This is a genomic window from Bradyrhizobium sp. CCGB12 (genome assembly GCF_024199845.1).
In the GTDB taxonomy this organism is placed as follows: Bacteria; Pseudomonadota; Alphaproteobacteria; order Rhizobiales; family Xanthobacteraceae; genus Bradyrhizobium.
In genome coordinates this window covers 439230-465987 of record NZ_JANADO010000001.1, presented here as the reverse complement: position 1 = coordinate 465987, position 26758 = coordinate 439230, and the positions used below count along the sequence as shown (strand labels likewise).

The window sequence follows — 26758 nt, the reverse complement described above, 5'->3', positions numbered from 1 at the left end:
CAATTCATCATCGTGCTTTTTGAAAATGCCTTCCGCTCTCGTGCCGCGACATTGACGGGACGCCGCGACGATTGCTTGTTAGGTTGTGTCAGAAGCAATGAGCGTCGGTGCGTTGGCTCACGCTTCTCTGAAAGCCTCGTGCGCTCGGGTCGAGTAGACCAGCGCCGCACCGGCATTGACCGAGATGGCGGTCCCGAGCGCCTCGGCGACCTCGCCCTCGCTCGCCCCGTGTTTCTTCGCTTCAGCGGCGTGGACGGTGATACAGCCGTCGCAACGCAGGCTGATGGCGACAGCGAGTGCGATCAGCTCACGCGTCTTCGCGTCGAGGTGGTTGATCCTGGCGCCAGCGCCGCTAAGGGTCGCGTAGCCCTTGACCGTATCCGGCGTCAGCTTCCCGATCTCGCCGACGCCGGCGACGACCTGGCGGCGGTAGTTGTTCCAGTCGAGCATCGCCATGGTGTGTTTCCTCGGTGCCTTGACGCAAATAGGTTAGATGCGCTTTGCCGATCCGTGGATGGCCAGGCGGCTCGAAGACATGTCCGGGCGGATCAAGGGAAAAGCGATGTCCGAGGGGGAAGCGGCGGAGTTGTTGAAGGCCATGGTCCCGCTGTTCAGGATCCGTCCCGTGTTCGAGGATTCCTGCAAGTTCGGCGGCCGCTGGGAGTCGTTGCACGCGCCGAACGGCCGGGGATGGGCGCAATTCCACATGGTCACGCGCGGCGCCTGTGTGGTCGAGCGGCCGGGCCTGGGCCCGCAGCGGCTCCAGGCCGGTGACATCCTGCTGCTGCCGCACGGCGACAGCCACGCGGTGCGCAGCCGGATGGGAGGTGCTGTCGGGCGGATCTCGACCGAGGTCCGAAACGGCGTGCGCCAGCGCGCGACGGTTGATGCCGAGGTCGATACCGAGCTGCTGTGCGGCCGGTTCCTGTTCGAGACGACCGACGAGAATCCCCTCATCGCAGTGCTGCCCGACGAGATCATTCTGCGCACGGCGGGAGAGCCTCTGCTGGAAAGGTTTCGACGTCTGCTGATCGACATCCGCGAAGAGCTGGACACGGGGCGGATCGGGTCGGAGGTGGTTGCGGCCGATCTCGCGCGGGCGCTGTTCGTCATGATGCTCCGCGACCATCTCGCGGACGATGCCTCCGGGGATGGCACGGTCTCGCTGTTGCGCGACCGCACCACGGCCCGTGTCGTGTCGGCGATCCTCGGCGATCTCGCCCGGGACTGGACGCTCGACGAGATGGCGGCGGTCGCGATCACCTCGCGTGCGACGTTGGTTCGCGCCTTTCAAAAGCGTGCAGGCATCGCGCCGATGACGTTCTTATCCGAACTGAGACTGACGATCGCCCGCAAGCGGCTGGCCGGCACCTCCGATCCGATCGCGAAGATCGCAGGCGAGGTCGGCTATGCGTCCGAAGGCGCCCTCAGCAAGGCCGTCATGCGCAGATACGGAATGCGGCCCGGCGCGCTGAGAATGGCGAAGCCGGAGCAGTAGCAACCGTCGGGAACGAGGTGCTGCGCGCCGGCTGCCCCCTGCATGATGTCACGGGATGGGATCAGGATGGCCTTGTGTTCAGTTTTGAACCGACAAGACTGAGCTGCCCCAGTCTATCAACCAAAGTGATCGGCTGACCGCCGGTCTCGTGCGAGAACGAACGCCGGGTGAGCTCGTCTCACACAACTCTATCTTCATCTTCCGCAACGGGAACTCAGAGCCGGCCCAGGAGTTCCTAAGCGGGACCTTCGCGGTCCACCCGGGCCGCAAGCGCCCTGGGCAAATGGCTGGCTTCCGGAAGACATTTGTAAGGGTATTCGATGACTGGTCCGTCCATCGCTGCTCCAGACAGCGACCCTAAGGATTTGCCGAGAATCTCGACTGGCAGTGAGGGACTGGATGACATCCTGGGCGGCGGCTTCGACGCCAACCGGATGTATCTCTATGAGGGACGGCCCGGCACCGGCAAGACCACGATTGCGCTCCAATTCCTGCTTCGGGGTGTCCGCGACGGCGAACGGGTTCTCTACATTTCCCTCTCCGAAACCAAGCGTGAATTGGCTCTGGTGGCGCAGCGGCACGGTTGGCCGCTGGACGGCGTCGACATCTTCGAACTGGTCCCGCCGGAAACGACGCTGGATCCGGACCGGGAGCTCACAGTGTTTCATCCCGCCGAGATGGAGCTGAGCGAAACGACCGGCCTGATCTTCAAGGAGGTCGAACGGATCAATCCCACCCGGGTGGTGCTCGACAGCCTGTCCGAACTGCGACTGCTTGCCCAAAACCCGCTGCGATACCGGCGTCAAGTGCTCGCCCTGAAGCATTTCTTCACCAACCGCAATTGCACCGTGATCCTGCTCGACGATCTCTCATCCTCTCAGGACGACCTGCAATTACATTCGATCGCGCACGGCGTCGTCATGCTCGAACAGCTCGCGATCGACTACGGCGCGGAGCGGCGCCGGCTTCGCGTGATCAAGATGCGGGGCATCCGGTTCCGCGGCGGCTTCCACGATTTCACGATCGAGCAGGGAGGCCTGCGGATCTTCCCACGCCTCGTGGCGGCCGAACATCACAAATCATTCCTCGGGGACTTCACGCTCAGCGGCAATTCCGAGCTCGATCAGCTGCTGGGAGGTGGCCTCGAGCGCGGTACCAACGCACTTCTCATCGGTGCGGCCGGCGTCGGCAAATCGTCGGTTGCGCTGACCTATGCGATAGCGGCGGCAGATCGTGGCGAGCACGCCGTGTTTTTCGCCTTCGATGAAGCGCGTGGCACGGTTGAGGCACGCGCCCGGACACTCGGCCTGCCCCTGCAAGGACACCTCGACTCCGGGCATATCCGATTCCAACAGATCGATCCTGCCGAGCTCTCGCCGGGCGAGTTCGCGGCGAACGTGCGCAGGAGCGTCGAGGTCGACAATGCTCGTGTCGTCATCATCGACAGCCTCAACGGCTACCTGGCCGCAATGCCGGACGAGCGGTTTCTCATCCTGCAAATGCACGAGCTCTTGACCTATCTGGGACAGCAGGGGGTGCTGACCATCCTGGTTCTCGCCCAACATGGCCTGGTTGGCCCGATGGATACGCCTCTGGACATCAGCTATTTGAGCGATGCGGTGCTCATGCTGCGTTATTTCGAGGTAGCCGGCACGGTGCGGCGCGCCCTGTCGGTGGTCAAGAAGCGCAGCGGCCAACACGAGCATACCATCCGCGAATTTCGCCTCAGCAGCGCAGGCATCAAGCTCGGGCCCCCTCTCAAGCAGTTCAGCGGCATCTTTTCCGGCAATCCGCGTTACACCGGCGTGGAAGCGCCGGAAGGACCTGTCGAATGAGCGCCGGCCCGGATCAACGTGTTCTCATCTTTGCTCCGATCGGGCGGGACGGACCGGCGTCGGCCGAGCTCTTCCGCAGCTCCAATCTGAACGCGATCAACTGCCGAAGCCTGCCCGAACTCATCAGCGAGATGACGGTCGGCGTGGGCACCGTCTTTCTCGCCGAGGAAGGGTTGTTCGGGAAAGAGACGGCGCCGCTGGCACAATGGATCGCGAACCAGCCACCATGGTCGGACCTGCCTTTTGTCGTTCTCACCAGCCATCGAGAGCAACCGGCGGTCGTCGCCTGGCGGCGCAGCATCGTCGATCTACTCCGCAACGTTTCGCTGCTCGAACGGCCGGTTCAACCGATGACGCTGACCAGCGCGATCCAATCGGCGATACGGGCACGGCGGCGTCAATACGAAATCCGGGCTCTGCTCGAGGCGCGCGAGCAAACTGCGCAGGAGCTCGAGAAGCTGGTGGTCGAGCGCACGCGAGCGCTGGAGGAAGCGAACAAGCAGCTTCGACTTGAAATGAACGAGCGCGCCAGGGTGGAGGAAACCCTGCGCCAGGCCCAGAAGATCGAAGCGATCGGCCAGCTCACGGGCGGCGTGGCTCATGACTTCAACAATCTGCTGATGGTGATCTCCGGCGGCCTCGACATGCTCGACCGCCAAACAGACCAGAACCGCCGGCGCCGCTTGATGGACGGGATGATCCAGGCGGCGCAGCGCGGCGCCAGCCTGACCAAGCAGCTTCTAGCGTTTTCTCGCCGGCAGACACTTCGTCCGGAGCCCGTCGACGTTGCTGCGCAGATCGGCGGGATGCGCGAACTGCTCGACCGAAGCCTGCGGGGGGACGTCCACGTCGAGTTCGATTTCCCCGAGCAGCTCTGGCCGGTGGAAGTTGATCCGGGGGAGCTCGAGCTGGTCATTCTCAATCTGGCCGTCAACGCCCGCGATGCGATGCCCAATGGCGGCACCATCATCGTCCGTGGCGAGAACCTGCTCAATCTGAGTGATGAGAACATCGCGGGCGACTATGTGCGGCTGTCCGTCGTCGATACCGGCGTCGGCATGAGCCCGGAGATCCTTTCGCGGGTTTTCGAACCGTTCTTCACGACGAAGGACGTCGGCAAAGGATCCGGCCTCGGCCTGGCGCAAGTCCACGGCTTTGCGACCCAGTCACGCGGGACTGTCCGCATCAAATCGCAGGTCGGTGAGGGCACCAGCATCGAGTTGTACCTGCCGCGCTCCCAAGATCTCCCCTCGAAGCCGCGACACCTCATCGATTTCAGCAGAGCGCGGCCGAAGAAGAGCAACCAGGGCCGAATCTTGTTGGTCGAAGACGACGACGAGGTGGCCACGCTCGTCGGCGAGATGCTTGGTCAGCTCGGCTATGAGGTCACGCGGGCCGCGAGCGCCGCAGCTGCGCTCGGCGCGTTGGCCGACGGGCGCTCTGTCGATCTCGTCTTTTCGGACATCATGATGCCGGGTGGCATGAATGGGGTAGAGCTCGCGCGAGAGATCAGGAGACGGCGCAGCGACGTGCCGGTCCTGCTGACCAGCGGTTATGCCGAGGCCGCGATCCATCAAGCCGAAGCGGCGGATATCCAGATCTTGGCGAAACCGTACCATCTCGACGAGCTGGCCGCGGCTCTCAGCGCGGCAAAGTCGGACCGTCGGATCGACATGGGTTCGAAACGCTCGAGCTCACTGCAGAACTCGTGAGCTTCGGTCGGCGCTTCGCCGTCATGATCGTCAGCGAAAATACCCCAGCACAAGATCGACATCGGCGCTGCCCGCCGCCGTGCCGTTCAGCTCGGCGTCAATGACGCGGCGGCAGGCGTCGATCGCGGCGTGGTCGCCGAGGTCGTTGGCGGCTTCGAGAACGAGCCAGGCGGCGTCCACCGAGGCCTTATCGGGTGCTCCGCCGCCGAGATCGGTGACGACGGGCTTATTGAGGCTCTTCTTGCGAACCGCGGTGCCGAATTGAGGCAACATTGCAAATACCCTCCTCTCCTCAGTGGACCTGTCAGTGGACTTGGAGCTCGGGCTGACGGCCCGCATCGGCACCCGCGCTGTTCTTGCGCGACTGGTAGAACTTCAAGATGCTGCGCGAGGTCTCGATCTTGAGGCGGCCGAACTCGCGCTCGTTGTCCTGGAGGTCGCGCGCCGTGATCAGATGATCCTTGGCGCCGAGGAACAGCAGCGACATCGTCGTGTCCCAGGAGAAGTCGAGCGCCTTGCACAGCACCAGGATCATCTCACGGTTGCGGTCCATCAGCGCGCGTTCGATCACGTCGACCGGCAGCGCCGACAGCAGCGACAGGCCGATCTGCACCTCGTCGAAGCGGTGCTGGCGCGCATAGTTAGAGATCGAATCCTGGTTGAGATTGCCCTGGCGGTACTGCGTCGTTACCACACGCTTGGCGACGAAATAGCTGCGCGAGGAAGGGCCGAACTTGGACTGAAGATCGCCGGTGACCTCGGTCACCGAGCTCTGGATCTGCGCCAACATCTCGGGCCGCTCGGTCTCGAGCCGGCGGCGGACGTCTTCGGAGGCTTTCGCGATGAGCTGCTGGAAGATGTGGCGCGGCACGTCCTTGCGCAGGCCAAGCTGCTCGGCGAGGATCGAGTCGCCCTCGGCGCGGCGGACCATGTGCAGAAGGCCCGAGCCGGAGAAGCGCGCGCCCTCGTTTCTGGCGACCGAGGTCACGACTTCCTGGTTGCCGCGCTTGACCAGCACGTCGGTCACGGCCTCGCCGATCGACTCGCGCTGGGAGATCGCGAGCAGATGCGCCTGGCCCTTGGTCATGGCGCTCTCGACCAGCATCTTCTCGTCGATACGCGTGGAGTCGCGCAGCACGGGACCGGCGATCTCGATCTCGTCGTCGAGCGCGAGCTTTTCGATGACGTTGAGCGGGGCGTGATCGCACGCCGACATCAGCTCCGAGAGCTGCGCGCGCGCGGCAACCTCGATCTCGTCCGCGAGCCGGCCGATCACCTCGCCGAACATGCTGATCTCGTCGTCGCTGTAGCGGCCGGTGATCAGGATGTCGGTCGCATGCCACAACGCGCGCGCCCGGCTTTCGTCGGTGCCGCGCGCGATCGCGTCGTCCAGATCCTGTAGAAGCGTCTTCGCCCCGTCCATCTCGCTAACCCCAGTTCTTGGCGCGCCGGCCCGCCGCTCGTGGCAGGACACCGGATTCCTCAGGAACCGACACTAGAGGTCAAACGCGAGAATTCAGTAAAATCAGCAAATCAGTTTTGCCGACCAAAATTCATTCAAATGCGCGGGAATGGGTTTACCGGTGGGCAAGGGGCCGCACGGCAGGTGCACCCCCTCTCCCGCTTGCGGGAGAGGGTTGGGGAGAGGGTGTCTCCGCAACGGGATACTCCCCACGACGAGAGAACCCTCACCCGGCGCTTCGCGCCGACCTCTCCCGCAAGCGGGCGAGGTCGAGCCCGCGGCTCGCATTCTCCAAACCAAAATCGGCTCTCACGGATTGGACGGCGTCAGCACCAGCGGCGGCTTTGGCTTGGGCCTGGCGGGCGCAGGCCCCGGGGCGGGCCGAACGTCGATCGGCGGCGGCAGCGGCGCAAGCTGCTGGCTTGCGAGCGGCGGGCTCGGCGCGGCGGGAGCGGCCTGCGGCGCCTTAGGTGCCGGCGCGACCTTCGACTTTGGCGGGGTGCGGCGCGGATCGCGGCCGGGTATCGGCACGTCCGTCAGCGACGGCTCGGGCAGCGGGTCCGGCGAGACCAGCGTCGGCAGCGCGGCGGTCGCCGGCGGCGGCTCGCCGCGCTCGATGGCATCGAGCCGGCGTGTCTCGCGATCGATCGTGCGCACCGCGAGCCACGAGGACAGCGGCGCGAGATCGACGGTGCGGCTCAGCTTGTCGGGCGGGCCTGCCGCGAACAGCTGGATCTCCGGCGGGGCGCCGGAGAGCCCGGTCATGATCGGCGTCAGGCTGGCGCGGATGTCGGCCTGGTCGGCGGGAATATCATAGCCGCCGGAGACGATGGCGCGGGCGTTCTTCGCCTCCAGCGGTGTCGCGCCGACGCGTAGCCGCCCGTCGCGGATCGTGAACGGGATCTGCGCGGACGCGACCGCGATCGGGCCTGCCGACAGCGCGGGCTCGACCAGCTGTCGCAGCCGGTTGTCGTCGGCGACCTGGCCACCGTCGCTGGCGCGGATCGCGATCTCGAAGGCGCGCGGATTGAGGCCGGCGATCTCGGCGGAGTCGAGCGTCACCGTGCCGTTGCCGGCGAGGGCGCCGGTGAGAGCCGCGACGCTGCGGCCCTGGCTCGTCAGCGCCATCTGCACCGAGGCCCGGCCCTTCGGCAGCGCGAGATCGCGGTAGCGTAGCGTTGCCGCATCGACATTGCCGAGCTCGATGCGCGTATTCAACGTCAGCCCATTGGCGCCATTCCGCGCGTCGAGACTCGCCGACATCTCGCCGCCACCGATGCCGCCCTTGAGCGCATCGAGGGCGAGCGACTGGCCGTCGCTTCGGATCGTGCCGCCGACGGGGCGCAGTTCGATGCCACTCGGCAACGTGCCGCGCAGTGCCTGGAAGACGATCCGGCCACGCCAGCCACCGACGAGCCCCGGGCTCAGCGGCTCGCCGGGGTCGTGGCCGGCCGCACCGATGGCCATCGCGAGCGCCGGCGCAAGATCGAGCGAATCAAGACCCATCTCACCATCGACACTCGTCTCCTGATCGAGCGTCACCGTCAGATGACCGCGCAGATGCGACCCGGCCGCGCTGCTGTCGAGATCGTCGAAGGTCAGGCGGTTGCCTGACAGGCCGACGCGGGCGGACAGGCTGACGTTCTGCACTGATTTGTCGGTCACGCTGGTCCCGAACAGCGGCGCCAGGTTGACGTTGCGGACACGCAAGCTCGCGCTGCCCTTGGATGTCGACCAGTCAAAGTTACCCAGCGCGTTCGCGTCCAGCCCACCCGAAAGTTTCGCGCTGAACTGCAGCGGCTTCTGCCAGGTGCCACTCAACTTGCCTTCGAGCTGCGAAGCGCCCTCGCCTGCCGCCACCATGCGATCGAGACCGAGCAGCGCCAACAGGGCGCCGGCTTGCGGTGTCGATACCTTGGAGTCGAGCGTGAAGTCGCTGTTGCGCAGGCGGTCGATGTCGATGCCGTCGATGGCGGCCACCGGCGCCTGCGCGGCCAGCGTCGCGGTGGCCTTGAGCTGCGGCGAGTCGAGATCGAACACGACGCGGGCGTTGCTGCGATCGGCATGCTCGGCATTCCTGTCGAGGCTGAGGTCGAGCTTGAGGCGGGTCGCGCCTGATATTGCCGGGATGGCGTCAAAGCGCGCACGCACCGCGGGCGCAAATGGCTCGATCAGGGCCGTGAGGTCGCGCAGCGAATTGGCCGACGACTTCAGCGCGAGCTTGCCGGTGGCGTGAGCGCGATCAAAATTGCCGCTCGCCTCCGTGGTCACCCCGCTCGCCTGGCCGAACCGCAGCTGCTCCAACGACAGCGCCGCCGGACCGTAGCCGAGCTTTGCCGCAAACGGCCGCAGCTCCTGGCCGGCGGAGATGGCGCGGCCGATATCGAGCGAGAGCTTGGCTTCCTCCGGCCATTCGCCCTGCGGCCCCGCGAGCGCGCGCACGAAGCTTGCGGCGGCGTCGAGGTCGAGACGGTCGGCCTTGAGCTCGGCATCGATCCGCGAGCCCTTGCTCGCGCCGGTCTGGACGAAGGCGATGCGGCCCTCGACCGCGCCGCCCTCGATGTCGGCCTTCAGCCTGTCGATGGCGAGATGGTTGGCGGCGATCGTCACGTCGCCGGCAAGGCGCAGCGGCCGCGTGCTGCGGCGGTTGATCTCGCTGCGGCCCTGGAGCCAGGCCACCAGCGCGTCGGGATCGGACGACTCGACGCTGAGACGGCCGCTAAAGCTGTCGGCGCCGGGAGTAGCGCCATTGAGCGAGAGCTGCGTCATGCCGGGCGCGCGCAGCTCGAGCCGCTGGAAGGTCCAGGATCGCCCGTCGGTCTGAAGCTCGGCGGTGATGTTCTGGAGCGGACGGCCACCCAGCATGATCTGGTCGGAGTTGAATTCGATCTGCGCCGGGATCGGCGCCTGCGGGATCGCGGCCAACCCCGCGCGCAGCGCCGGCAGGACGCGCTGCGGATCGGCATCGTCCTTGGCCGTCAGCTTGTCCGCATCGACCTGCCGCGCCGACAGCACCGCGCGCAGCAGCGGCGAGGCGCCGAATTTGAGGTCGCCGACGCCGCCGAGCTTCAGCGCGGCGTCCTCGGTGCCGATGCTGGCGTCGACCTGTTCGAATTTGGCGCCGGCCGGATCGGCCTTGAGCTTTGTCGTGAGCTTCCAGGGCGTCGGCCCCGCCTCGCCTGCTTTCTTGACCGCCGGCACGGCGAGCATCAGCGCGCCGTCGAATTTCGGCAGGCGGTTGTCGAAGGCGAGCACGCCTTCGAGATCAGCGAGGATCGCGCGCTCGCCCGGATCGATGTTGAGATGGAGCCGCGTGGCGTTGCCGTCGGCGCTCGGGCCGGAGGAGATCCGGAACGGATAGCGCACCCCCGTCGTGCTGAAACTGCCCTCGCCGCGGACCGCGCCGGCCAGCGATCGCACGTCGCCGGAGAAGACGATGTCGTTGAGCTCCAGTGTCGAGCGGCTGGTGGCATCGTGCAGGGCGATGCGGCCGGTGAGATTGAGCCGCTCGATGGCGAGCGAGGCGAGATTGAAGCTGCCGCTCGCGATGGACGGCAAATCGACCCGCCCGCGCGCATCGAGGCCGAGATCGACCGCCATGCCGCCCACCGAAAGCTCGGTGGCACGCCATTCGCCGCGCATCAGGGACCCCAGGCTGAACTCGACGTCGAGCTTGTCGGCGCGCAGGCGGCCGAGATCGTTGTTGCCGCCGAAGGTGACCGAACGCAGCCGCAGCGTCGGCGCCGGCAGAAGCCGCGCATCGAGCTCGCCCGCCACCCGCACCGGCACGCCGATGATCCTGGTCGCCTCCGCCTCGAACTGGGGCCGAAACTGGTTCCAGTCGATGAAGTAAGGCCCGATCAGCGCGGCCAGCAGCGCAATGATGAAGGCAATCGCCAATCCGAGCAGCGTCGTCTGCACGGGTCTCCCCTCGGCCAAACCGGCACCCGGGTCAAACTTGACCCTGCAAACCTTGGCCTTGAGGCTTCAGGCGCGCCGGAACAGCCCCTTATATAGGGGGAAGTGTGGCGAAGTCACAGCGACTGTTGCGCGCGGAGGTTAACGCCGAGCGCCCTCACCAGCTCGCCGGCAGCCGCGTCAGGCCGCGCAGCACGAAGGTCGGCCGCCACTGCGGGTTTTCGACGTCGTCGATGCGCAGATCCGGCAGCCGGCGAAGCAGCGTCGCGATGGCGATCTCGGCCTCGATGCGCGCCAATTGGGCGCCGAGGCAGAAATGGATGCCGCCGCCGAACGACAGCGGCTTCACGTTCTGCCGGGTGACGTCCAGCCGGTCGGGCCTGTCAGGATAGACCGCCGGATCGCGGTTGGCCGAGCCGAGCAGGCAGAGCACGGTCTCGCCCTTGGGGATCTTCGCGCCGCCGAGATCGTCGATGTCCTCCAGCGCGACGCGCCCGGTCATCTGCACCGAGGAGTCGTAGCGCAGGAATTCCTCGATCGCGCCCGCCATCAGCTCGGGCCGCGCCTTCAGCAGCGCGAGCTGGTCCGGATTGCGGTGCAGAGCCAGGAGGCCGTTGCCGATCAGGTTGACGGTAGTCTCGTGGCCGGCGCCGAACAACAGGATGATGTTAGCGGTCAGCTCCTCGTTGGTGAGCTTGTTGCCGTCCTCCTCGGCCTGCACGAGCTGGGTGATGAGATCGTCGCCGGGATTCTTGCGGCGCAGCTCGAACAGCTGCTGGAAGTACATCTGGGCCATCAGGTTGCCCCCGTTGCCCTTCCTGATCTCCTCCGGAGACAAGGGCACGGGGTCGAGCAGCCGCCCGCCGTCGCGCGAGCTCTTGTAGAAGACCTCGCGGTGCTCCTCGGGAATGCCGAGCATGTCGCAGATGATGGTGACCGGCAGGCGGAAGGCGAAATCCTCGATCAGGTCCATATGGCCGTGATCGATCACGGCATCGATGGTCTGATCGACGATCTCCTGGATGCGCGGCCGCATGTCTTCGACGCGGCGCGCGGTGAAGGCCTTCACGACCAGGCCGCGCAGGCGGGTGTGGTCGGGCGGATCGGCCTGCAGCATCCAGTGGCTCATGCTGCGGAACACCGGCTCGTCCATGATCTTTTCGCTGTAGCGGCGCTTCGAACGCTCGACGAAATCCTTGCCGAAGCGCCTGTCGCGCAGCACGAGGCTGACATCGGCGTGGCGGCTGGTGACGAACTGGCCGAACGGCGTCAGATGGATCGGATCGATCGTGCGCAGCCGGTCGTAATGCGGATAGGGATCGCGGATGAAGTCCGGCGACAGCGGGTTGAACAACGGATCGCCGTTCGCGCCTTGCACTGGCTCGTTCATGGTGACCTCAAATCGGTTGCCGCATGACACGAATACGCAAGGCTGCCCCAGAGCCCGGCGTAACCATCCCCATAATTATCAACTCGATACATTATTGTATCGAGTTGCATTCTGCCCTAACCTGGTCCGATGTCAAGGGTGAGAACCAGGCCGACCAGGGACAATACGCGCGACAAGCTGTTCGAGGCGGCCGCGCGCGTGTTCGAGGAAGACGGCATAGGCGGCGCCAGCATCGAGGCGATCGCGGCCGCGGCCGGCTTCACCCGCGGCGCGTTCTATTCCAACTTCAAGAGCAAGGACGAATTGATCATCGCCATGCTCGAAGACCATGTCGAGCAGTCGATCCGGCGCAACCTGGACATTCTCGCTCAGCACGACAATCTCGACGACTTCATCGCGGCGCTGAAATCGATGGACCGCAGCAGGCAGGACCCCCTCGCCCGCTCGCCGCTGCTGCACATGGAGATGATCCTGTTCGTCGCCCGCGCCGAGAAGCGCCGCCCCGAACTCGCCAAACGCCTGCGCGCGCGGCGCAAGCTGGTCGCCGACATCGTCGAGGCGACGTTGAAGAGCAACGGGCGCAATGACAATTTGAACCCGCCCTGGATGGCTTCCGTGGTGCTGGCGCTGGAGGACGGCTTTCGCCTGCACCGGCTCATTGATCCCGAAACCACGCCGGCCGACAGCTTCCTGCGCGCGATCACGGATTTGCGGCGGAGGACGGGACTGGCTTCGGGCTAATCGAATCCTCGCATGATCGCCGAGCCAATTTGAGCCATTGGAAGCCGCGACTGCGCTGAACCGCCGCAGCACCGTGAAAGGAACGCACCGCGCGATCGCGATCATCGATGGCCGCGGAACAGCGGGCCGTGCCGACCTCTTCAACCCTCGATCAGTAAGGAGGCGGCCGCTATCAGGAGACGCGAAATCGTCGAGATGAACGCCCGTTTATCTTCATGACTCTTCGCGCTCGCGGTCGGGCGTTTGCAACTTTTGCCCGTCGTTAATGTTGGCCCGACATCGAAACACCAACGAAACGAGCGCGGTCGCGTCGCGACGGAAGCGCGCAAGTGCAGCGAAGCAAACCCAAGGAGATTCAGATGAACACTGCAAAGAACAAATTCCTGCTGACTACGGCAGTGCTGCTCGCAGGCGTGAGCCTGGCATCGGCGCAAGGTATGCGCGAAGGCGCAGGCGGCGGAATGAGCGCCGGCGGAGGAGCCGGCGGAAGCGGCATGAGTTCAGGTGGCGGAGCCCGCGAAGGTGCTGCGGAACGCGGCCGGTCCGGCGGTGCGACGTCGCAAGGCGCAGGTGGCGCTTCCCGCAGCGAAGGAATGACGCAGGGCCGCGCAGGCGGTCGGGCCGAGGGTGCTTCCGAAGCGCGCGATAGCGGCCGAGCCGCCGACAAGACCGACAAGCAGACTGTCGGTCAGGGCCGCGGCGACCGCGATAACGCGCGTCAGTCGCAATCCGGATACGAGAAACAGGGCAAGGACCAGACGGTTGGCCAGAGCCGTAGCGATCGAGACAGCGCGCGCCAGTCGAAGTCCGAGAGCGACAAGCGCGGACAGAAGGACCAGACCGTCGGACAGAGCCGCAACGACCGCGACCGCACGCGTCAGTCGCAGGGTGCGGAACAGAAGAATAAGAGCACGACGACGGGCGCCAACACCAAGGACAATGCCCAGGACAAGAACGCTCAAGGCAAGAACGCGCAAGGTCAGAGCACGACGACGACCGGCGCGAACACCAACAACGCCCAGGGCCAGAATGCACAGGGCGCAACGACCGGCGCCAACACGCAGGGACAGACCAACACCCAGGCGCAAACCTCGAATGCGGCCACCCAGAGCATGTCCGGCCGCGTGCAGGTGAATGCGCAGCAGCAAACCCAGCTACAGCAGTCGGTGCTGAACTCACGCAATGTGGAGCGCGTCCGGGTCAACGCCAATTCCATCAACTTCCGGGTCAATGCCGGCGTGGTCGTGCCGCGAAACATCTCCGTGGTCTCGGTCGCGGCTTATCCCGCGCTGATCGACGTCTATCCGGACTACCGCGACGACAGCTTCTTCGTCGTCGATGACGAAATCATCGTCACCGATCGAAGCCGCAGGATCGTGGACGTCATTCCCGCCGGTCCGCGGATGCATTATGCGCACCGTGGCAGCTCAAGCGGTGGCGGTGTTGCCGCGCTGGATCTCAGTCCCGACGAGATCCGCATCGTTCAGCGAGTCCTGATTGAACGTCGGATGCTGTCTGGCGAAGCGGACGGCGTCCTCGGGCCCGGTACGCGCAGAGCACTGATGACTTTCCAGAGACAGGAAGGCTTCCAGGCCACCGGCTCGATCGATACCCGCACGGTCTCCGCGCTTGGCGTGTCCAACCAGATCAGCGCCACGCAGGGCCAGTCGACGACGGTCGGTCAGGGGCAGAATAGCCAGTCGACGCCGCAAAACACGACGACCGGCCAGACCGGCGCGCCGGCGCAACAGAACCAGACCACCGGCCAGGCTCCGCAGAACCAGCCGTCCACGGATGGCCAGGCTCAGCAGAACCAACCAACGCCTTCGGGCCAGGCGGCCACGCAGCCGCCCGCGGGCCAGACCACCGGTCAGGCCCCGGCCCAAAGCAACAATCAGTCCACCAGTCAGCCCAGCACCAACCAGAACATGCAATCTGGGCAGACCAACCAGAACAATGCCCCGCCGCCTTCGACGTCGGGTCAGCCGGCGCAGCAGTAACCTCGCCGGTAATGCGCCCTCGGAGCCTCGCCTCTGGCGGGGCTCAAGACCTCCGCGAGCACGTTCAGCCTTCCCATACGCGTGCGAAACGTCGGCTGAACATCCTCACGAAACTGCTGCCTGCAAGCCGCGGGCAGCTTTTTGTGTCCGGCCAAAGCGGATCAGCCGCCGCTCAGCGTGTGGCTGATACGGGTTATGATTGCGTCCCACTGCCGCTCACGGCAATCGCAACTCATCCGGCGTCGTCCATGCGCGAAGTCGCGCCGTCGAGAAGATCTGCTCGACCTCGCGATGCATCGTGCCATGACATTCGCACGCCGCGGCAGCAAGTCTTACCCGGTCGATCTCAATGTGGCCCCGTCGAACAGATCGGATCGCTCCGGAATCACGCAGATTTCGCATCAGAAGCGTCACGGTCGTTCGCCGTACGCCGAGTATTTGCGACAGCGCCTCCTGGGTGAGCGGCAGGAAATCGCCGTCAATGCGATCGCAAATGTGCAGCAGCCAGCGTGCCATGCGGGCTTGCACCGGATGCAGCGCATTGCAGGCGCCGCCGCGCTGAAGCTGGACCAGCATCGCCCTGACGTGAGTCTGGATCGCGTGCCGGATTGCGGGGCTGCGGTTAAATGCCGCGTTGAATCGCCGCGCCGGGATTCGCGAGGCGACCCCCGCAGCACGAACGATGGCAGTCAGTGCCGAAGGTGACGGCCCAAACACGGAAAGAGTGCCCATTGCTCCCTCGCGACCGATCAGGGCGCTGGCAACGGTTTGGCCATCCGCCAGGTCAACCATCAGCGAGATGGCCCCGCTATGGGGAAACAAGACATAGTCGACCGGATCACCGTCCTGCGAAATCGCGGTGTCTTCGACAAGCGCGACTGTATCGAGCTCGGGCGCCAGAAGATCGAAATCGGCAGGCGGTAGCGCTGCCAAGAGGCGGTTACCAATTGCAGGGACTTGCCTCACTGCGGATGCTCCGCTGCGGCGCTGAACAGCGGTCTTAGCATATGCCCGGATCTGTCTTTACGGCCTGCACCCAGATCCAGTTCATTGACAAAGCATCCTCACGCTCAACAACAAAAAACAGTGTCATGAGGCGGAATTTCCTCTGCGCTCAATCGCGATCTAGATGCAAGCAGAACGCTGATTACGCAACTGCAAAACAAGTATGGGTAACACCGTACAGTCCTCCGGAAGAGTTCCATTCAAGGGCGGATTGGCAACCCAAACCAATCCGTTGCTTTCAAAGGTTTTCCGCGAGTTCCATGCGACAGTGCAGTCAAACAACGGTCTGAAACAGACGCTTTTCGGAACTGGAGGACAAGCGGACGGCAAGCCCTACGCCGATCGCTTCACCGCAACTACACCCACCGGCACGACGTCGAGCCGCCCCAGCATCGCCCTCGCCTGCTCGGCGCAGTGCTCGATCAGCCAGCGCTCGAAGACGACAGGCGCAAGCGCAGGTGCATAGAGGAAGCCCTGGACGACGTCGCAACCAAGCTCGGCCAGCGTTTTGCGCTGGCCTTCGGTCTCGACGCCTTCGGCGACGACGGTCATGCCGAGGCCCTGGCCGACGCGCACCACGGCGGTGGCGATCGCGAGCGCGCCGGCGTCGCGCTCAATGTCGCGCATGAAACTGCGGTCGATCTTCAATTCGCGGATCGGCAGATGCGCGAGGCGGCTGAGGCTGGAATAGCCGGTGCCGAAATCGTCGACCGAGAGGCCGATGCCGAGCGCGCGGATCGCATGCATCGTCTCCAGCGCGGCCGCGCCGTCCTGCATGAAGGTGCCTTCGGTGATCTCCAGCATCAAGGCGTCCGGCGGCAGGTCGTATTCGGCGAGGATCTCCTTGAGCCGCGCGGCCAGCGTGACGTTGCGGAAATTGATCGGCGACAGATTCACGGACACGCTGGGAATGTTGAGCCCGGCGCGGCGCCAGTTCGCCATCTGCCGGCAAGCCTCGCGCACCGACCACAGGCCGATCTGCTCGATCAGGCCGCATTCCTCGGCGAGGGGAATGAATTTTGCGGGGGAGACGTCGCCGAGCACGTCGTCGCGCCAGCGCGCCAACGCCTCGACGCCGTGGATCGCGCCGTCACAGCTGCGGATCTGCGGCTGGTAGCTGAGACTGAGCGCACCCTCGGCGATGGCGCGACGGAGCGCTGCGATCAGCGCCAACCGCTGCTCGGCAAGCCCGTTCATCTCGACGCTGAACAGGCGATGGGTCGAACGTCCCGCCTGCTTAGCCATGTACATGGCGGCGTCGGCCTGCTGCATCAACGTATCGATGTCGGTGGCATGATCGGGGTAGAGGCTGATGCCGATGCTGGCCGACATCGGCATCAGCTTCGATCCGAGCCGTAAGGGTGCTGCGAGCGCTTCCGTGATCCCGGCCGCGACGCGCTCGGCACTCTCGGCGTTGCGTTGCGGCAGCAGGATGACGAACTCATCGCCGCCGAGCCGTCCCAGCATGTCTTCGGGCCCGATCTGCTCGCGCAGGCGCTGCGCGAGCTGGACCAGCAGTTCGTCACCGGCGGCATGGCCCAGCGTATCGTTGACGTCCTTGAAATGATCGACGTCGAGAAAGGCCAGCGCGACATGGCTCCCGGTCGGGCAGGCGTCGATTGCGGTGGTGATCAGGTGTCTTAGCTGTGCGCGGTTCGGCAGGCCGGTGAGGATGTCGTGATAGGCGAGCCGCGCGATCTCGGCGCGCGCCTCCTTGCGCTCGATCGCGAAGGCGCCGAGATTGACGCAGGCCTCGACGATGCGTCGGTGCCAATTGCTCGGCGCACGCGGCTCACGAAAGTAGAATGCGAAGGTGGCGATGACCCGGCCGTCTTTCGCCTTGACCGGCGTCGACCAGCAGGCACGCAAGCCGATCGCGAGCGGCATCGCCTTGTAGGGTTGCCAACGCGGGTCGGTGTCGAGATCCTCGGCCAGCACCGGCTCGCCGTAAAAGGCGGCCGTGCCGCAGGAGCCGACATTGGGGCCGATGGCGACGCCGTCCAGCGCACGGGAATAATCCTCGGGCAGGCTCGGGCCGCCGAGCGGATGGACCAAGCCCGCGGAATCGACGTGAAGCAGCGAGCAGACGACATCTGGTGCGATCTCCTCGACGCGACGACACAGCCTGTCCGCGATCTCGCCGATCGGCACTTCGTCGGCGAGCGCGCCCATGATGAGCTGCTGGAGCGAGCGCAGCTGCTTGGTCTCGGTGATGTCCTCGAGCAGTGCGAAGATGTGCTTGGCCCGGCCCTTCATGTCGCGGAAGACGTCGATCCGGGCACAGACCCAGATCTCCTCGCCGTCCTTGTCATGGGTGAGCACCTCGACCTCGCCGCGACGGCCGCCCTGCATCAGACGCTTGACAAGCTTTGCGACGGCCTTGCGATCGGTGTGGCAGCCGGCGATGAGCTCGCCTGCGCGGCGGCCCGCGGCCTCGTCGCTGGTGTAACCGAACAGCGCCGTGAAGGCCGAATTGATGTAGACGATGTTCTGCTCGGTGTCGGTGATGATCACCGCCCTGTTGGTCTGGTCGGAGACTGCGTGGAGGAGCCCGATTCTGGCGCGGCGTTCGGCGTCAGTGGTGACGTCGCGCGCGAACACGACGTGATGGGGCATGCCGCCGCTCGCAACGGACGACAGCGCGATGGCCGTCCGGATTCGGCTGCCGTCGTGCCGCGTGAGACTGATCTCATCGCGGAACTCCGCGACCGGCTCGACCTGCAGGCACTTCAGGGTGAGAATGTCGGCATTGCGGCCAATTACGTCGGCGCGCGCGAGCTTCCAGATCCGCTCGGCACCGGAGTTGAAATGCGTGATGCGCCGCGCGCTGTCGATGATGACGATGGCATCGTCGGCGCGTTCCAGCGCAGCCAACAACACGTCCGGAGTTTCTTTCACGAGACAATCGGAGGCAGACATTGGTGGATCCGGCGGAATCGGGAAGAAGCGGCATTCAGCCCGAGGCTAGCGCTCCGATGGTGTCCAAGACGTTTTGCCGATCCTGGTCGCGCGTCGCCAGGCCCCGACGTGCTTAACATTCGGCGAAAGAAGCACGGATAATCCGGTGCGTCCGGAACTCACTCCGCAGTTCGGCCCTGCAGCTCGTGCAGCCGGCCGGCCACCACCCGCACCTTGCGCGGCGCGGCCTGCCAGATCGACAGCGCCGACAATCCGCTCACGATGATCGCGATGCCGAAGGCGAGCGTATAATCGCCGGCGCGATCGTAGAGGAAGCCGGTCACCCAGGGACCGGCGGCACCGCCCGCCAGCGCGGCGAGCATGATCGTTCCAAAAATGCTGCCCTGGTGCCTGCCCTGGAAGATCTCGAACACCACCGCGCCCATGATTGAGGTGAGGCCGTAGCCGAGCGCGCCTTGCGTGAACACCATGAGATAGACCAGCCACAATGACGGCTGGAACTTCAGCGCCATCAGCGCCGCAAAGCAGATCGCAAACCCTGCGCAGCTGATCGCCCACACCCATTCCCGCCCGATCCGGTCGGAGACATGGCCGAGCAGGATCTGGCCGGGAATGCCGAGCAGGCTGACGATGCCGAGCGCCCACACCGCAACGCCGGGGCTGAAGCCGATATCGAGCAGGAATTTGGTCTGGTGCACCTGCACCGCGTACCAGATGTACAGGCCGCAGAAATAGCCGAGCGCGATCCACCAGAACCGCGCCGTTGCGACGGCGCTCCTCAGCGTCCATTCGGTGCCGGCCCAGACGGGATCGACGATGTTGGAGACAGCTTTTGTGGCGCCCGCGGCCGGCGCCGCATCGCCGTCCGGCTGAAGGCCGATATCCTCGGGGCGCTTGCGCAGCAACAGATTGATCGGCGCCAGCACGATCAGAACGAGGAGCCCCATCGCGGTGCAGGCGGTACGCCAGCCGGTCCCTTCGATCATGTGCTGCACCCATGGCAGCAGCGTCACCGAGCCGATGCCGACGCCGGCGAAGGCGATGCCAATGGCGAAGCCGCGCTTGCGGATGAACCAGTTCGGCAGGAACAGCGATTGACCGGAATAGCCGAGACACACCGAACCGGCGCCGACCATGACGCCGATGGTGACATAGAGATGCCAGGGCGCACTGGTAAGCGGTGCCAGCAGCAGCCCGCCGCCCATCAGCACGACGCCGAGCTCCATCACCGCGCGCGGGCCGGCGCGGTCCATCAGGCGGCCGATCAGCGGGCTGACCACGCCCGACACCACGAAGCCGAAGGAGAAAGCTCCCGCCGTGACGCCGCGCTCCCAGCCGAATTCGGAGATGATCGGCGGAAAGAACAATGAAAAGGCGGTTCGCGCGTTGACGCCAATGGCCATGGTGACGAAGGTCACGGCGACCACGACCCAGCCGTAGAAGAACGGAAGCCGCATTGTGTGTTTCATCCCTGGACGATCCTTCGGACCATCCGGGGATGTCCGGGTCAAGCGCTTTTCGCGCATGCCCCTTAGGCGCGCTCAGGCGGCGTCGAGGTGCGAAGGTTCGACCGGCGCGTCGAACAGGATCCGCTCGATCGGGTGCGGGCGACCGAACAGATAGCCCTGTGCGAAGTTGACGCCGAGCGCCTTCAGCCGCTCGAACTCCTCGCGGGTCTCGACGCCTTCGGCGGTGACCGACATGTCGAGCCCGCGTGCCAGCGTTACGATCGAAGAGATGATGGCGGAGCTGCGCGGCTGCTGCGTGAGATTGCGAATGAACGACTTGTCGATCTTGATCTTGTCGAACGGGAACGCGGTCAGATAGCTGAGCGAGGAATAGCCGGTGCCGAAATCGTCGAGCGCGAGCTCGATGCCGAGGTCCTTGAGCCGCTCCATGAAGGCGTGGTTCTCGACCCCGCGTTCCAGCAGCACCGATTCCGTGATCTCGATCTCCAGCCGCTGCGGCGGCAGGCCGGAATCGGCGAGCGCGGCCGAAATCACTTCGAACAGATCGGCCTCCTTGAACTGGATCGGCGACAGGTTCACGGCGACCGCGAGCTCGGAGGGCCAGCCAGCTGCGTCCGCGCAGGCGCGGCGCAGCACGAATTCACCGAGCGGCACGATCAGTCCGGTCTCCTCCGCGAGCGCAATGAACTGATCCGGCGGGATCAGCCCGCGCGTTGGGTGCCGCCAGCGCACCAGCGCCTCGAAGCCGCGCCGCGCGCCGCTGAGGGCGTCGACGAACGGCTGGTAGTGCACCTCCAGCTGGCAGCGCGCGATGGCGTCGCGCAGATCTCCTTCCAGCGTGTTGCGCGCCTCGAGCTCGGCCGACATCGCCTCGTCGTAGATGGTGAAGCAGTTGCGGCCCGCCGATTTCGAGCGGTAGAGCGCAAGGTCCGCCTTCTTCAGGAGCTGCTCCTGGTCGCTGCCGTGATCCGGCGCGATCGCAATGCCGATGCTGGTGCCGATCTCGACGCGATGTCCGGGCAGCAGGAACGGCTCGGTCACGAGCCTGGCGATCCGCCCTGCGAGCTCGGTCGAGCAGGCGCGCTGATCCTCGCAAGCTTCCTGGATGATGGCGAACTCGTCGCCGCCGAGCCGCGCCAGCACGTCGCTGGCGCGCACGGCCGACTTCAGCCGCTGGGCCACCTGGCGCAGCAGCGCATCGCCGGCGCCGTGACCGAGGGAATCGTTGACGTTCTTGAAGCGGTCGAGGTCGAGCATCAGGATCGAGAAGGTCGGCCCGCCGTCTTCCAGCCGGCCATTGAGCTCGTCGAGCCGGGCGAGGAAGAAGGCGCGGTTCGGCAGTCCGGTCAGGATGTCGGTCTGGGCGAGCTCGAGCACCCGCCGGTTCGCGACCGACAGCCGCCGCGAATTGCGGCTTGCGAGCATGAGATAGGTCGAGAGCGACAGCGTGAGGAGCATCCCGACGATGAGGACCGCGACGGCGCGATCATAGGACGTCTCAAGCGAACCGCCCGCCGTCGGCATGGCACGCACCTGCCAATCCGTGTCCCCGATCTTGAGACTGCCCGACCAGTGCACAGCTCGCGCGACGTCCCGCATCGATTGCGGCGCCGTGGCAGCCGACGAATAATCCGGCTGCGTTTGCTCCAGGCTGACGATCTGCCCCGTGAAGGGTGGGTAGACGTTCACACTGACTGCGGGGCTTGCGCCGGTCGTCACGCGAATGGACTGGATCAGCAGCGGCAGGTCGAAGATGCCGACGACGAAGCCGGCGAGATTGCGGCGCCGGTCCGCGACCGCCTCGCGCGAGGTCCCCTTGGCGTAGACGGGAATGGCGACGAGGACGTCGGGCAGCCGGCCACCCTCCCTCGGTTCGTAGAGGCGCGTACGAATGGCGGCCACGCGGTCGTTGTCGCGCGCACGTTCAAGGATCGCGCGGCGCTCCGGCACCGTCGCGTAGTCCATGCCATAAACCGAGGACGTCTTCGGCTGGGTCGAGTAGAACACCGGAAAATATTCGTCGCTCTGCGGCGCGGTCGCAAATCCGTCACCCTGAAGTGACTTGATGCGATAGCCGGACACGCCATCAGTGACTGCGGCGGCCTCGTATTCGGCGCGCTCCTTGCGATTGACGCGCGGCAGCCAGCCAATACGCAGCATGCCGGGATGACGCTCGAACAGCCGGACGCTGAAGGTCTCGAATTCGCTGCGGGTGATTTCCTCGTTGGTCGATTCGAACAGGGTGCGCAGCGCGACGAGCCTGGAGATGTACTCGTTCATGCCGTTCTGCATGACGATCGCTTCGGTTTCGGCCGCGTTCTCGAACTCGATCCTGTTGACGCGGTCTTCCCATCGCGCCACAGCGGCCGCGCCCACGGCCGAGAACAGAAGTCCGACGCCGACCGCGACGAGCGCAGGGCGATAGAGCCGGAGCAGCGGCGCGGCACGCCACCATCCAGTCACACGCTTCCGATCCTGATCGTTCTGATCGCGACCGCCCATCTTGATCCGCAAGTCCCCCTCGGCGCGGCGGCCCGAACTTCTGGTTGAGCCCCCGGCACTGCTATCGGACAAGGATCGCGGTTAAGAACTGCAAAATTTCGAAGCCGGAGCGTTCCGCATCACGCGGCTTAGTTAACGATTGCCCCTCCGGGATGTGGCAGTATGGCGATAATTTGCCGGCTTTCCCCGGGGTCTTACGGCCCATCGGCGCGGCGCGGATTAGCGAGCTGTTCAGTGCGATAGGCCTATCGTCGCCGCAACGCGTCCAGCATCCGGCAAGCCTTCTCATGACACCATCGCGATCCGCGACATACCTCGTCTTGACCATCGTATTGCTGGCCGCAGCGATGCTCCCGGCGAAAGGCGACGAGGCCGGCGTCAGCGACGATGCGATCCTGTTCGGCCAGGCCGCCGCACTCGAAGGCCCCTCCTCCGCGCTCGGACAACGCATGCGCCAAGGCATCGTCGCCGCGTTCACCGAGATCAACGCCAAGGGCGGCGTGCACGGCCGCAAGCTCCAGCTCATCAGCCGCGACGACGGCTACGACCCCGACCGCTCGGTGGCAGAGACGCTGCGGCTGATCGAGGGCGACAAGGTGTTCGCGCTGATCGGAGCGGTCGGCACGCCGACCGCGATGGCGACCATTCCGATCACCAGCGCCAGGAACGTGCCCTTCATCGGCCCGTTCAGCGGCGCCGAGTTCCTGCGCGACCTCGAACTTCCAAACGTCGTCAACATCCGAGCGAGCTATGGCGCCGAAGCCGAGGCGTGGATCAAGCATCTCACCGAGGATCGCAACTTCACCCGCATCGGCATCTTCTACCAGGACGATTCCTTCGGCCGCGACGGTCTTGTCGGCGTGAAGCGCGCGCTCGCCAAGCGCGGCCTCGAGCTCGCCGCCGAAGGCACCTTCGAGCGCAACACCCGCGCGGTCGCCCAGGCCTGGCGCATGATCAAGCGTGCCGACCCCGAGGCCATCGTCATGGTCGGGACCTACGGTCCTTGCGCGGAGTTCATCAAGCTCGCCCATCGCAGCGGCTTCCATCCGACCTTCGTCAACATCTCCTTCGTCGGCGCCAATGCGCTCGCCAAGGAGCTCGGCCCCGAGGGCGAAGGCGTCATCGTCTCGCAGGTCGTGCCGTTTCCCTGGGACCGCTCGCTCAAGCTGGTCGCCGACTACCAGGCGGCGCAGAAGGCGTTCGACCCGACACTGACGCCGGATTTCGTGTCGCTCGAGGGCTATCTCTCCGGCCGCCTCGCGGCCGCCGCGCTGGAGAAGGCCGGACCGAATCCGACGCGCGCGAGCCTGCTGCGCGCCATCAACGATGTCGGCCGGTTCGACATCAGCGGCAGCACCGTCACCGTCGGCGCGCGCATGATCGACACGCCGCCGAAGGTGTTTTTGACGGTGATCCAGAAGGACGGCACGTTCAGGGCGGTGGATAGGCTTTAGGTCCGCTCACGGCCGCCGTGTCCAGCGGTCGGCGTTGACGGCGCCTTGCGGCACCTCGCCTTTGACGATCGCCTCGACCTGCCGCACCGTTTCCAGCGACTGATATTCGATCGCCTGCGGCGTCAGCCCGCCGACATGCGGCGTCGCGACGACGTTGGGAAGTTTTGCCAGCTCCGGGCTCGGCATCTGGTCCGGCGCGCGGCCGACATCCATCGCCGCGCCGGCAATGCGGCCCTCGCGCAGCGCGCGCGCCAGCGCGGCTTCATCGACGAGGTTGCCGCGCGAGAGATTGATGAACACGGCATGCTTCTGCATCCGCGCCAGCGCCGCCTCGCCGATCAGATTCTCGGTCTGCTCGTTGGCAATCGCAAGGCAGACGACGTAGTCCGACGCGGCGAGCAGCTCGTCGAGAGAGACATGCCGGACCGCGGCATCGCTGACGGTGGCGAAGGGATCGGAGACCAGCACCTCCATGCGCAGCACCTTTGCTACCTCGGCAAGATAGCGCCCGATGCTGCCATAGCCGATGATGCCGATCCGGCTGCCGCCGAGCTGGCGGCCCATCCGCGCCTCCGGCTTGCGGCCGGCCTGGTAATCCGCCGTGGTCCGCGACACGCCGCGGGAGAGGTCGACCATGAAGCCGAGCGCGAGCTCCGCAACCGCCTGAACGAAACCGGGGCCGGCGCGGGTCACCAGCACGCCGGACTGTGACGCCGCCTCGACATTGACGTTGCGGATATCGACGGCACAGCGAACGAAAGCGCGCAAGCGCGGCAGCTGACCAAAGATCTCGCCGCGCCCTTCGGTCATGCGATCGGCGACGATGATGTCGGCGTCCTGCGCGGAGCGCACGAGGCTGGCGGCGTCCAGTGTCTCATCGCTCTCGTGCAGGATCACGTCGGCGGCAGCGCGCAGGCCGTTCAGGCTGCGATCGCCATAATAGTTGCGGCGCATCTCCGGCGTATGGGCCAGCAGGACTTTCAAGGCAGGACTCCTTCAATAGCCGAACGCGCGCGGCAGCGCCGTCGAAAGCCACGGCACGAAGGCGATGACGAGCAGACAGAGGAACAGGAGACCGAGATAGCCCATGATCGGCTTCACCGTCTGCTCGATCGGCACGTTGCCGATCAGGCAGGCGCCATAGAGTCCGAGCCCGAGCGGCGGCGCGAACAGGCCGATGCCCATCGCGATGACGAGCACGACGCCGAAATGCAGGGGATCGATCCCGAGCTGGACGGCGACCGGCAGCAGCAGCGGCCCGAAGATGATGAGCGCCGCCGCGCCTTCCAGCACCGAGCCCATCACGATCAGCACGGCGATCGCCAAGAGGATGAACAACCAGACGCCTGACGTCTTGGACAGGCCGAGCATGAAGTCGCCGACCGCATGCGGCACCTGCTGCAAGGTCAGCGTGAACGCCAGCGACTGAGCGGCGGCGACGATGAACAGCACGAGCCCCGCGCGCGTCGCCGCCTGCACGAAGCTGTGCGCGGCCGATTTGAAGCTGAGCTCGCGAAACACGACACTGCCGACGACCAGCGCATAGGCCACGGCGAAGGCCGATATTTCCGTGGCGGTGGCAAAGCCGCTCTTGAAGCCGAAGAAGATCATGAAGATCAGGCCGAACGAGGCGATCGCACCGCTCCACAGGCCCGACACCGGCATCTGCGGCTCGACCTCCTCGGCCTGCGCCGGCCGTTTGCCGAAGATGATGGACACCGCGATCAGCACCGCCGCCATCAGCGCCGACGGCAGCAGCCCAGCGACGAACAGGCCGCCGATCGACAGGTTCGCCACGAAGCCCAGAATGATCAGGTTGATGCAGGGCGGGATGGTCTCCGCCATCACCGCGGAGGCTGCCAGCAGTGCCACCGCGCCGCCAGGATTCTGCTTCGAGCGCCGCGCTGCCGGGATCAGCACCGAGCCGACCGCGGCGACGTCCGCCATCTTCGAGCCTGATATGCCCGAGAACAGCACCATCGAGGCCACCATCACGACGTTGAGGCCGCCGCGCATGCGGCCCACGGCGCGTTGCAGCAGCTCGATCAGCCGCACCGACATGCCGTTGGCTTCCATGAGGTAGCCGACCAGGATGAAGAAGGGAATCGCGAGCAGCACGAAATTATCGATGCCGCGCGCCATCTGCTGGGCGAAGATGACGCCGGGCAGCGCGCCCTCGACCCAGATGAAGATCAGCGCGGCCAGCGCCAGCGCAAAGCCGATCGGCAATCCGCCGAACAGGGTGGCGAAGAAGCCGATCAGCATCAGCGTGCCCGCTGACGGCACCGAGGACGGCGACAGGTAGTCCCAGGCGAGGTAGAGGCCGGTCACGACGATGATCGCAACGAGGCCCCTGACGATGTCGGGCAACGGCCGCGCGCAGAGATGATCGATCGCGAACACCGTCATGAACAGCGCGCCGACGCCCATCGGGTAGAAGGTCAGCTCCAGGGGCAGGCCGGAGCCGGTGGTCTGGCCCGCCGTCAGCGAGCCCAGCTTGATGGCGTTGTAGGCGACATAGCCCGAGATCAGCACGATCAGCAGCGCGCTGGCGGCATCGACCAGCGTACGCAGCCACAGCGGCAGCAGATCGCGAAAGAAGGATACGCCGACGTTCTCACCGCGCGCGAGCGCACTCGCCGCGCCGAAGAAGGCCGAGCCGACCATCAGCCCGCGCGCAACGTCATCCGACCATTCGACCGGCGCGTTGAAGAAGAAGCGCAGCAGCACGGAGACGCAGACCACCACGAGATCGGCGGCCAGGAGGATGGCCGCGATCGCATCGCTGGCGCGAAGCAGCAGGGTGATGCTCCCGTGGCGGCCGCCCGACAGGGATGCGGCGGCTGTCATTGC

17 protein-coding genes are annotated in these 26758 nt (G+C 65.7%); 6 read left to right on the top strand and 11 right to left on the bottom strand.

The annotated features are described in order from the left end of the window. Positions 1-117: 117 nt before the first annotated feature. Positions 118-456 (bottom strand): carboxymuconolactone decarboxylase family protein, encoded by a 339-nt coding sequence (locus NLM27_RS02140; protein WP_375142223.1) that lies wholly within the window; start codon positions 454-456, stop codon positions 118-120. 106 nt (positions 457-562) lie between these two features. Between NLM27_RS02140 and NLM27_RS02135 the strand changes: the two genes are divergently transcribed. The 3 genes from NLM27_RS02135 to NLM27_RS02125 all read left to right on the top strand — a co-directional run bounded on the left by NLM27_RS02135 (position 563) and on the right by NLM27_RS02125 (position 5045). Beyond that, entirely contained in the window at positions 563-1498 is a 936-nt protein-coding gene (locus NLM27_RS02135) for an AraC family transcriptional regulator (protein ID WP_254141768.1), read from the top strand. A 320-nt stretch (positions 1499-1818) separates the two neighbouring features. Next, a complete protein-coding gene (locus NLM27_RS02130) occupies positions 1819-3333 on the top strand; it encodes an ATPase domain-containing protein (protein ID WP_254141767.1) in 1515 nt (504 codons plus the stop codon). Then, complete coding sequence (locus tag NLM27_RS02125) at positions 3330-5045, top strand: response regulator (RefSeq protein ID WP_254141766.1); 1716 nt, start codon at positions 3330-3332, stop codon at positions 5043-5045. The genes NLM27_RS02130 and NLM27_RS02125 overlap by 4 nt, the downstream gene beginning before the upstream one ends. Before the next feature lie 30 nt (positions 5046-5075). On the opposite strand, the gene NLM27_RS02120 is transcribed toward NLM27_RS02125, so the two are convergent. The 4 genes from NLM27_RS02120 to NLM27_RS02105 all read right to left on the bottom strand — a co-directional run bounded on the left by NLM27_RS02120 (position 5076) and on the right by NLM27_RS02105 (position 11815). Beyond that, positions 5076-5318, bottom strand: a complete 243-nt coding sequence (locus NLM27_RS02120) for a hypothetical protein (protein WP_254141765.1) — start codon at positions 5316-5318, stop codon at positions 5076-5078. 31 nt (positions 5319-5349) lie between these two features. Next, the gene (locus NLM27_RS02115; protein WP_254141764.1) at positions 5350-6468 is read right to left on the bottom strand and encodes a DUF2336 domain-containing protein; all 1119 of its coding nucleotides are present in this window, start codon (positions 6466-6468) and stop codon (positions 5350-5352) included. A gap of 348 nt (positions 6469-6816) precedes the next feature. Next, complete coding sequence (locus NLM27_RS02110; protein ID WP_254141763.1) at positions 6817-10428, bottom strand: AsmA-like C-terminal region-containing protein; 3612 nt, start codon at positions 10426-10428, stop codon at positions 6817-6819. Between the two features lie 154 nt (positions 10429-10582). Continuing rightward, a complete protein-coding gene (locus tag NLM27_RS02105; RefSeq protein WP_254141762.1) occupies positions 10583-11815 on the bottom strand; it encodes a cytochrome P450 in 1233 nt (410 codons plus the stop codon). Positions 11816-11944: 129 nt separating this feature from the next. Here NLM27_RS02105 and NLM27_RS02100 point away from each other — a divergent pair, with 129 nt between their 5' ends. Both NLM27_RS02100 and NLM27_RS02095 read left to right on the top strand, forming a co-directional pair. After that, positions 11945-12556, top strand: coding sequence for a TetR/AcrR family transcriptional regulator (locus NLM27_RS02100; protein ID WP_254141761.1), 612 nt, complete (start codon positions 11945-11947; stop codon positions 12554-12556). 359 nt (positions 12557-12915) lie between these two features. After that, positions 12916-14556 (top strand): peptidoglycan-binding protein, encoded by a 1641-nt coding sequence (locus NLM27_RS02095; RefSeq protein ID WP_254141760.1) that lies wholly within the window; start codon positions 12916-12918, stop codon positions 14554-14556. Positions 14557-14772: 216 nt separating this feature from the next. On the opposite strand, the gene NLM27_RS02090 is transcribed toward NLM27_RS02095, so the two are convergent. The 4 genes from NLM27_RS02090 to NLM27_RS02075 form a co-directional block, all read right to left on the bottom strand. After that, entirely contained in the window at positions 14773-15489 is a 717-nt protein-coding gene (locus tag NLM27_RS02090; protein WP_254141759.1) for a Crp/Fnr family transcriptional regulator, read from the bottom strand. 405 nt (positions 15490-15894) lie between these two features. Next, on the bottom strand, positions 15895-18480 hold the full coding sequence (locus NLM27_RS02085) for an EAL domain-containing protein (protein WP_254141758.1): 2586 nt from the start codon (positions 18478-18480) through the stop codon (positions 15895-15897). 158 nt (positions 18481-18638) lie between these two features. Then, on the bottom strand, positions 18639-19937 hold the full coding sequence (locus NLM27_RS02080) for an MFS transporter (RefSeq protein ID WP_254148731.1): 1299 nt from the start codon (positions 19935-19937) through the stop codon (positions 18639-18641). 84 nt (positions 19938-20021) lie between these two features. Then, entirely contained in the window at positions 20022-22451 is a 2430-nt protein-coding gene (locus NLM27_RS02075; RefSeq protein WP_254148730.1) for an EAL domain-containing protein, read from the bottom strand. Positions 22452-22738: 287 nt separating this feature from the next. Here NLM27_RS02075 and NLM27_RS02070 point away from each other — a divergent pair, with 287 nt between their 5' ends. Next, positions 22739-23905 carry an ABC transporter substrate-binding protein gene (locus NLM27_RS02070; RefSeq protein WP_254141757.1) on the top strand — a complete coding sequence of 389 codons (1167 nt, stop codon included), beginning with the start codon at positions 22739-22741 and terminating at the stop codon, positions 23903-23905. 6 nt (positions 23906-23911) lie between these two features. Here the strand turns inward: NLM27_RS02070 and NLM27_RS02065 are convergent, their stop codons facing one another. Then, positions 23912-24889: a hydroxyacid dehydrogenase gene (locus NLM27_RS02065; RefSeq protein ID WP_254141756.1), complete on the bottom strand. Its 978-nt coding sequence runs from the start codon at positions 24887-24889 to the stop codon at positions 23912-23914. A gap of 12 nt (positions 24890-24901) precedes the next feature. After that, entirely contained in the window at positions 24902-26755 is a 1854-nt protein-coding gene (locus tag NLM27_RS02060) for a TRAP transporter large permease subunit (RefSeq protein WP_375142312.1), read from the bottom strand. Positions 26756-26758: the final 3 nt, after the last annotated feature.

Coding starts and splice junctions, on each gene's coding strand:
- NLM27_RS02060 (WP_375142312.1), bottom strand. CDS start 26,755: ATGACAGCCGCCGCATCCCTGTCGGGCGGCCGCCACGGGAGCATCACC.
- NLM27_RS02080 (WP_254148731.1), bottom strand. CDS start 19,937: ATGCGGCTTCCGTTCTTCTACGGCTGGGTCGTGGTCGCCGTGACCTTC.
- NLM27_RS02105 (WP_254141762.1), bottom strand. CDS start 11,815: ATGAACGAGCCAGTGCAAGGCGCGAACGGCGATCCGTTGTTCAACCCG.
- NLM27_RS02125 (WP_254141766.1), top strand. CDS start 3,330: ATGAGCGCCGGCCCGGATCAACGTGTTCTCATCTTTGCTCCGATCGGG.
- NLM27_RS02120 (WP_254141765.1), bottom strand. CDS start 5,318: ATGTTGCCTCAATTCGGCACCGCGGTTCGCAAGAAGAGCCTCAATAAG.
- NLM27_RS02085 (WP_254141758.1), bottom strand. CDS start 18,480: ATGTCTGCCTCCGATTGTCTCGTGAAAGAAACTCCGGACGTGTTGTTG.
- NLM27_RS02135 (WP_254141768.1), top strand. CDS start 563: ATGTCCGAGGGGGAAGCGGCGGAGTTGTTGAAGGCCATGGTCCCGCTG.
- NLM27_RS02115 (WP_254141764.1), bottom strand. CDS start 6,468: ATGGACGGGGCGAAGACGCTTCTACAGGATCTGGACGACGCGATCGCG.
- NLM27_RS02130 (WP_254141767.1), top strand. CDS start 1,819: ATGACTGGTCCGTCCATCGCTGCTCCAGACAGCGACCCTAAGGATTTG.
- NLM27_RS02095 (WP_254141760.1), top strand. CDS start 12,916: ATGAACACTGCAAAGAACAAATTCCTGCTGACTACGGCAGTGCTGCTC.
- NLM27_RS02100 (WP_254141761.1), top strand. CDS start 11,945: ATGTCAAGGGTGAGAACCAGGCCGACCAGGGACAATACGCGCGACAAG.
- NLM27_RS02140 (WP_375142223.1), bottom strand. CDS start 456: ATGGCGATGCTCGACTGGAACAACTACCGCCGCCAGGTCGTCGCCGGC.
- NLM27_RS02075 (WP_254148730.1), bottom strand. CDS start 22,451: ATGGGCGGTCGCGATCAGAACGATCAGGATCGGAAGCGTGTGACTGGA.
- NLM27_RS02070 (WP_254141757.1), top strand. CDS start 22,739: ATGACACCATCGCGATCCGCGACATACCTCGTCTTGACCATCGTATTG.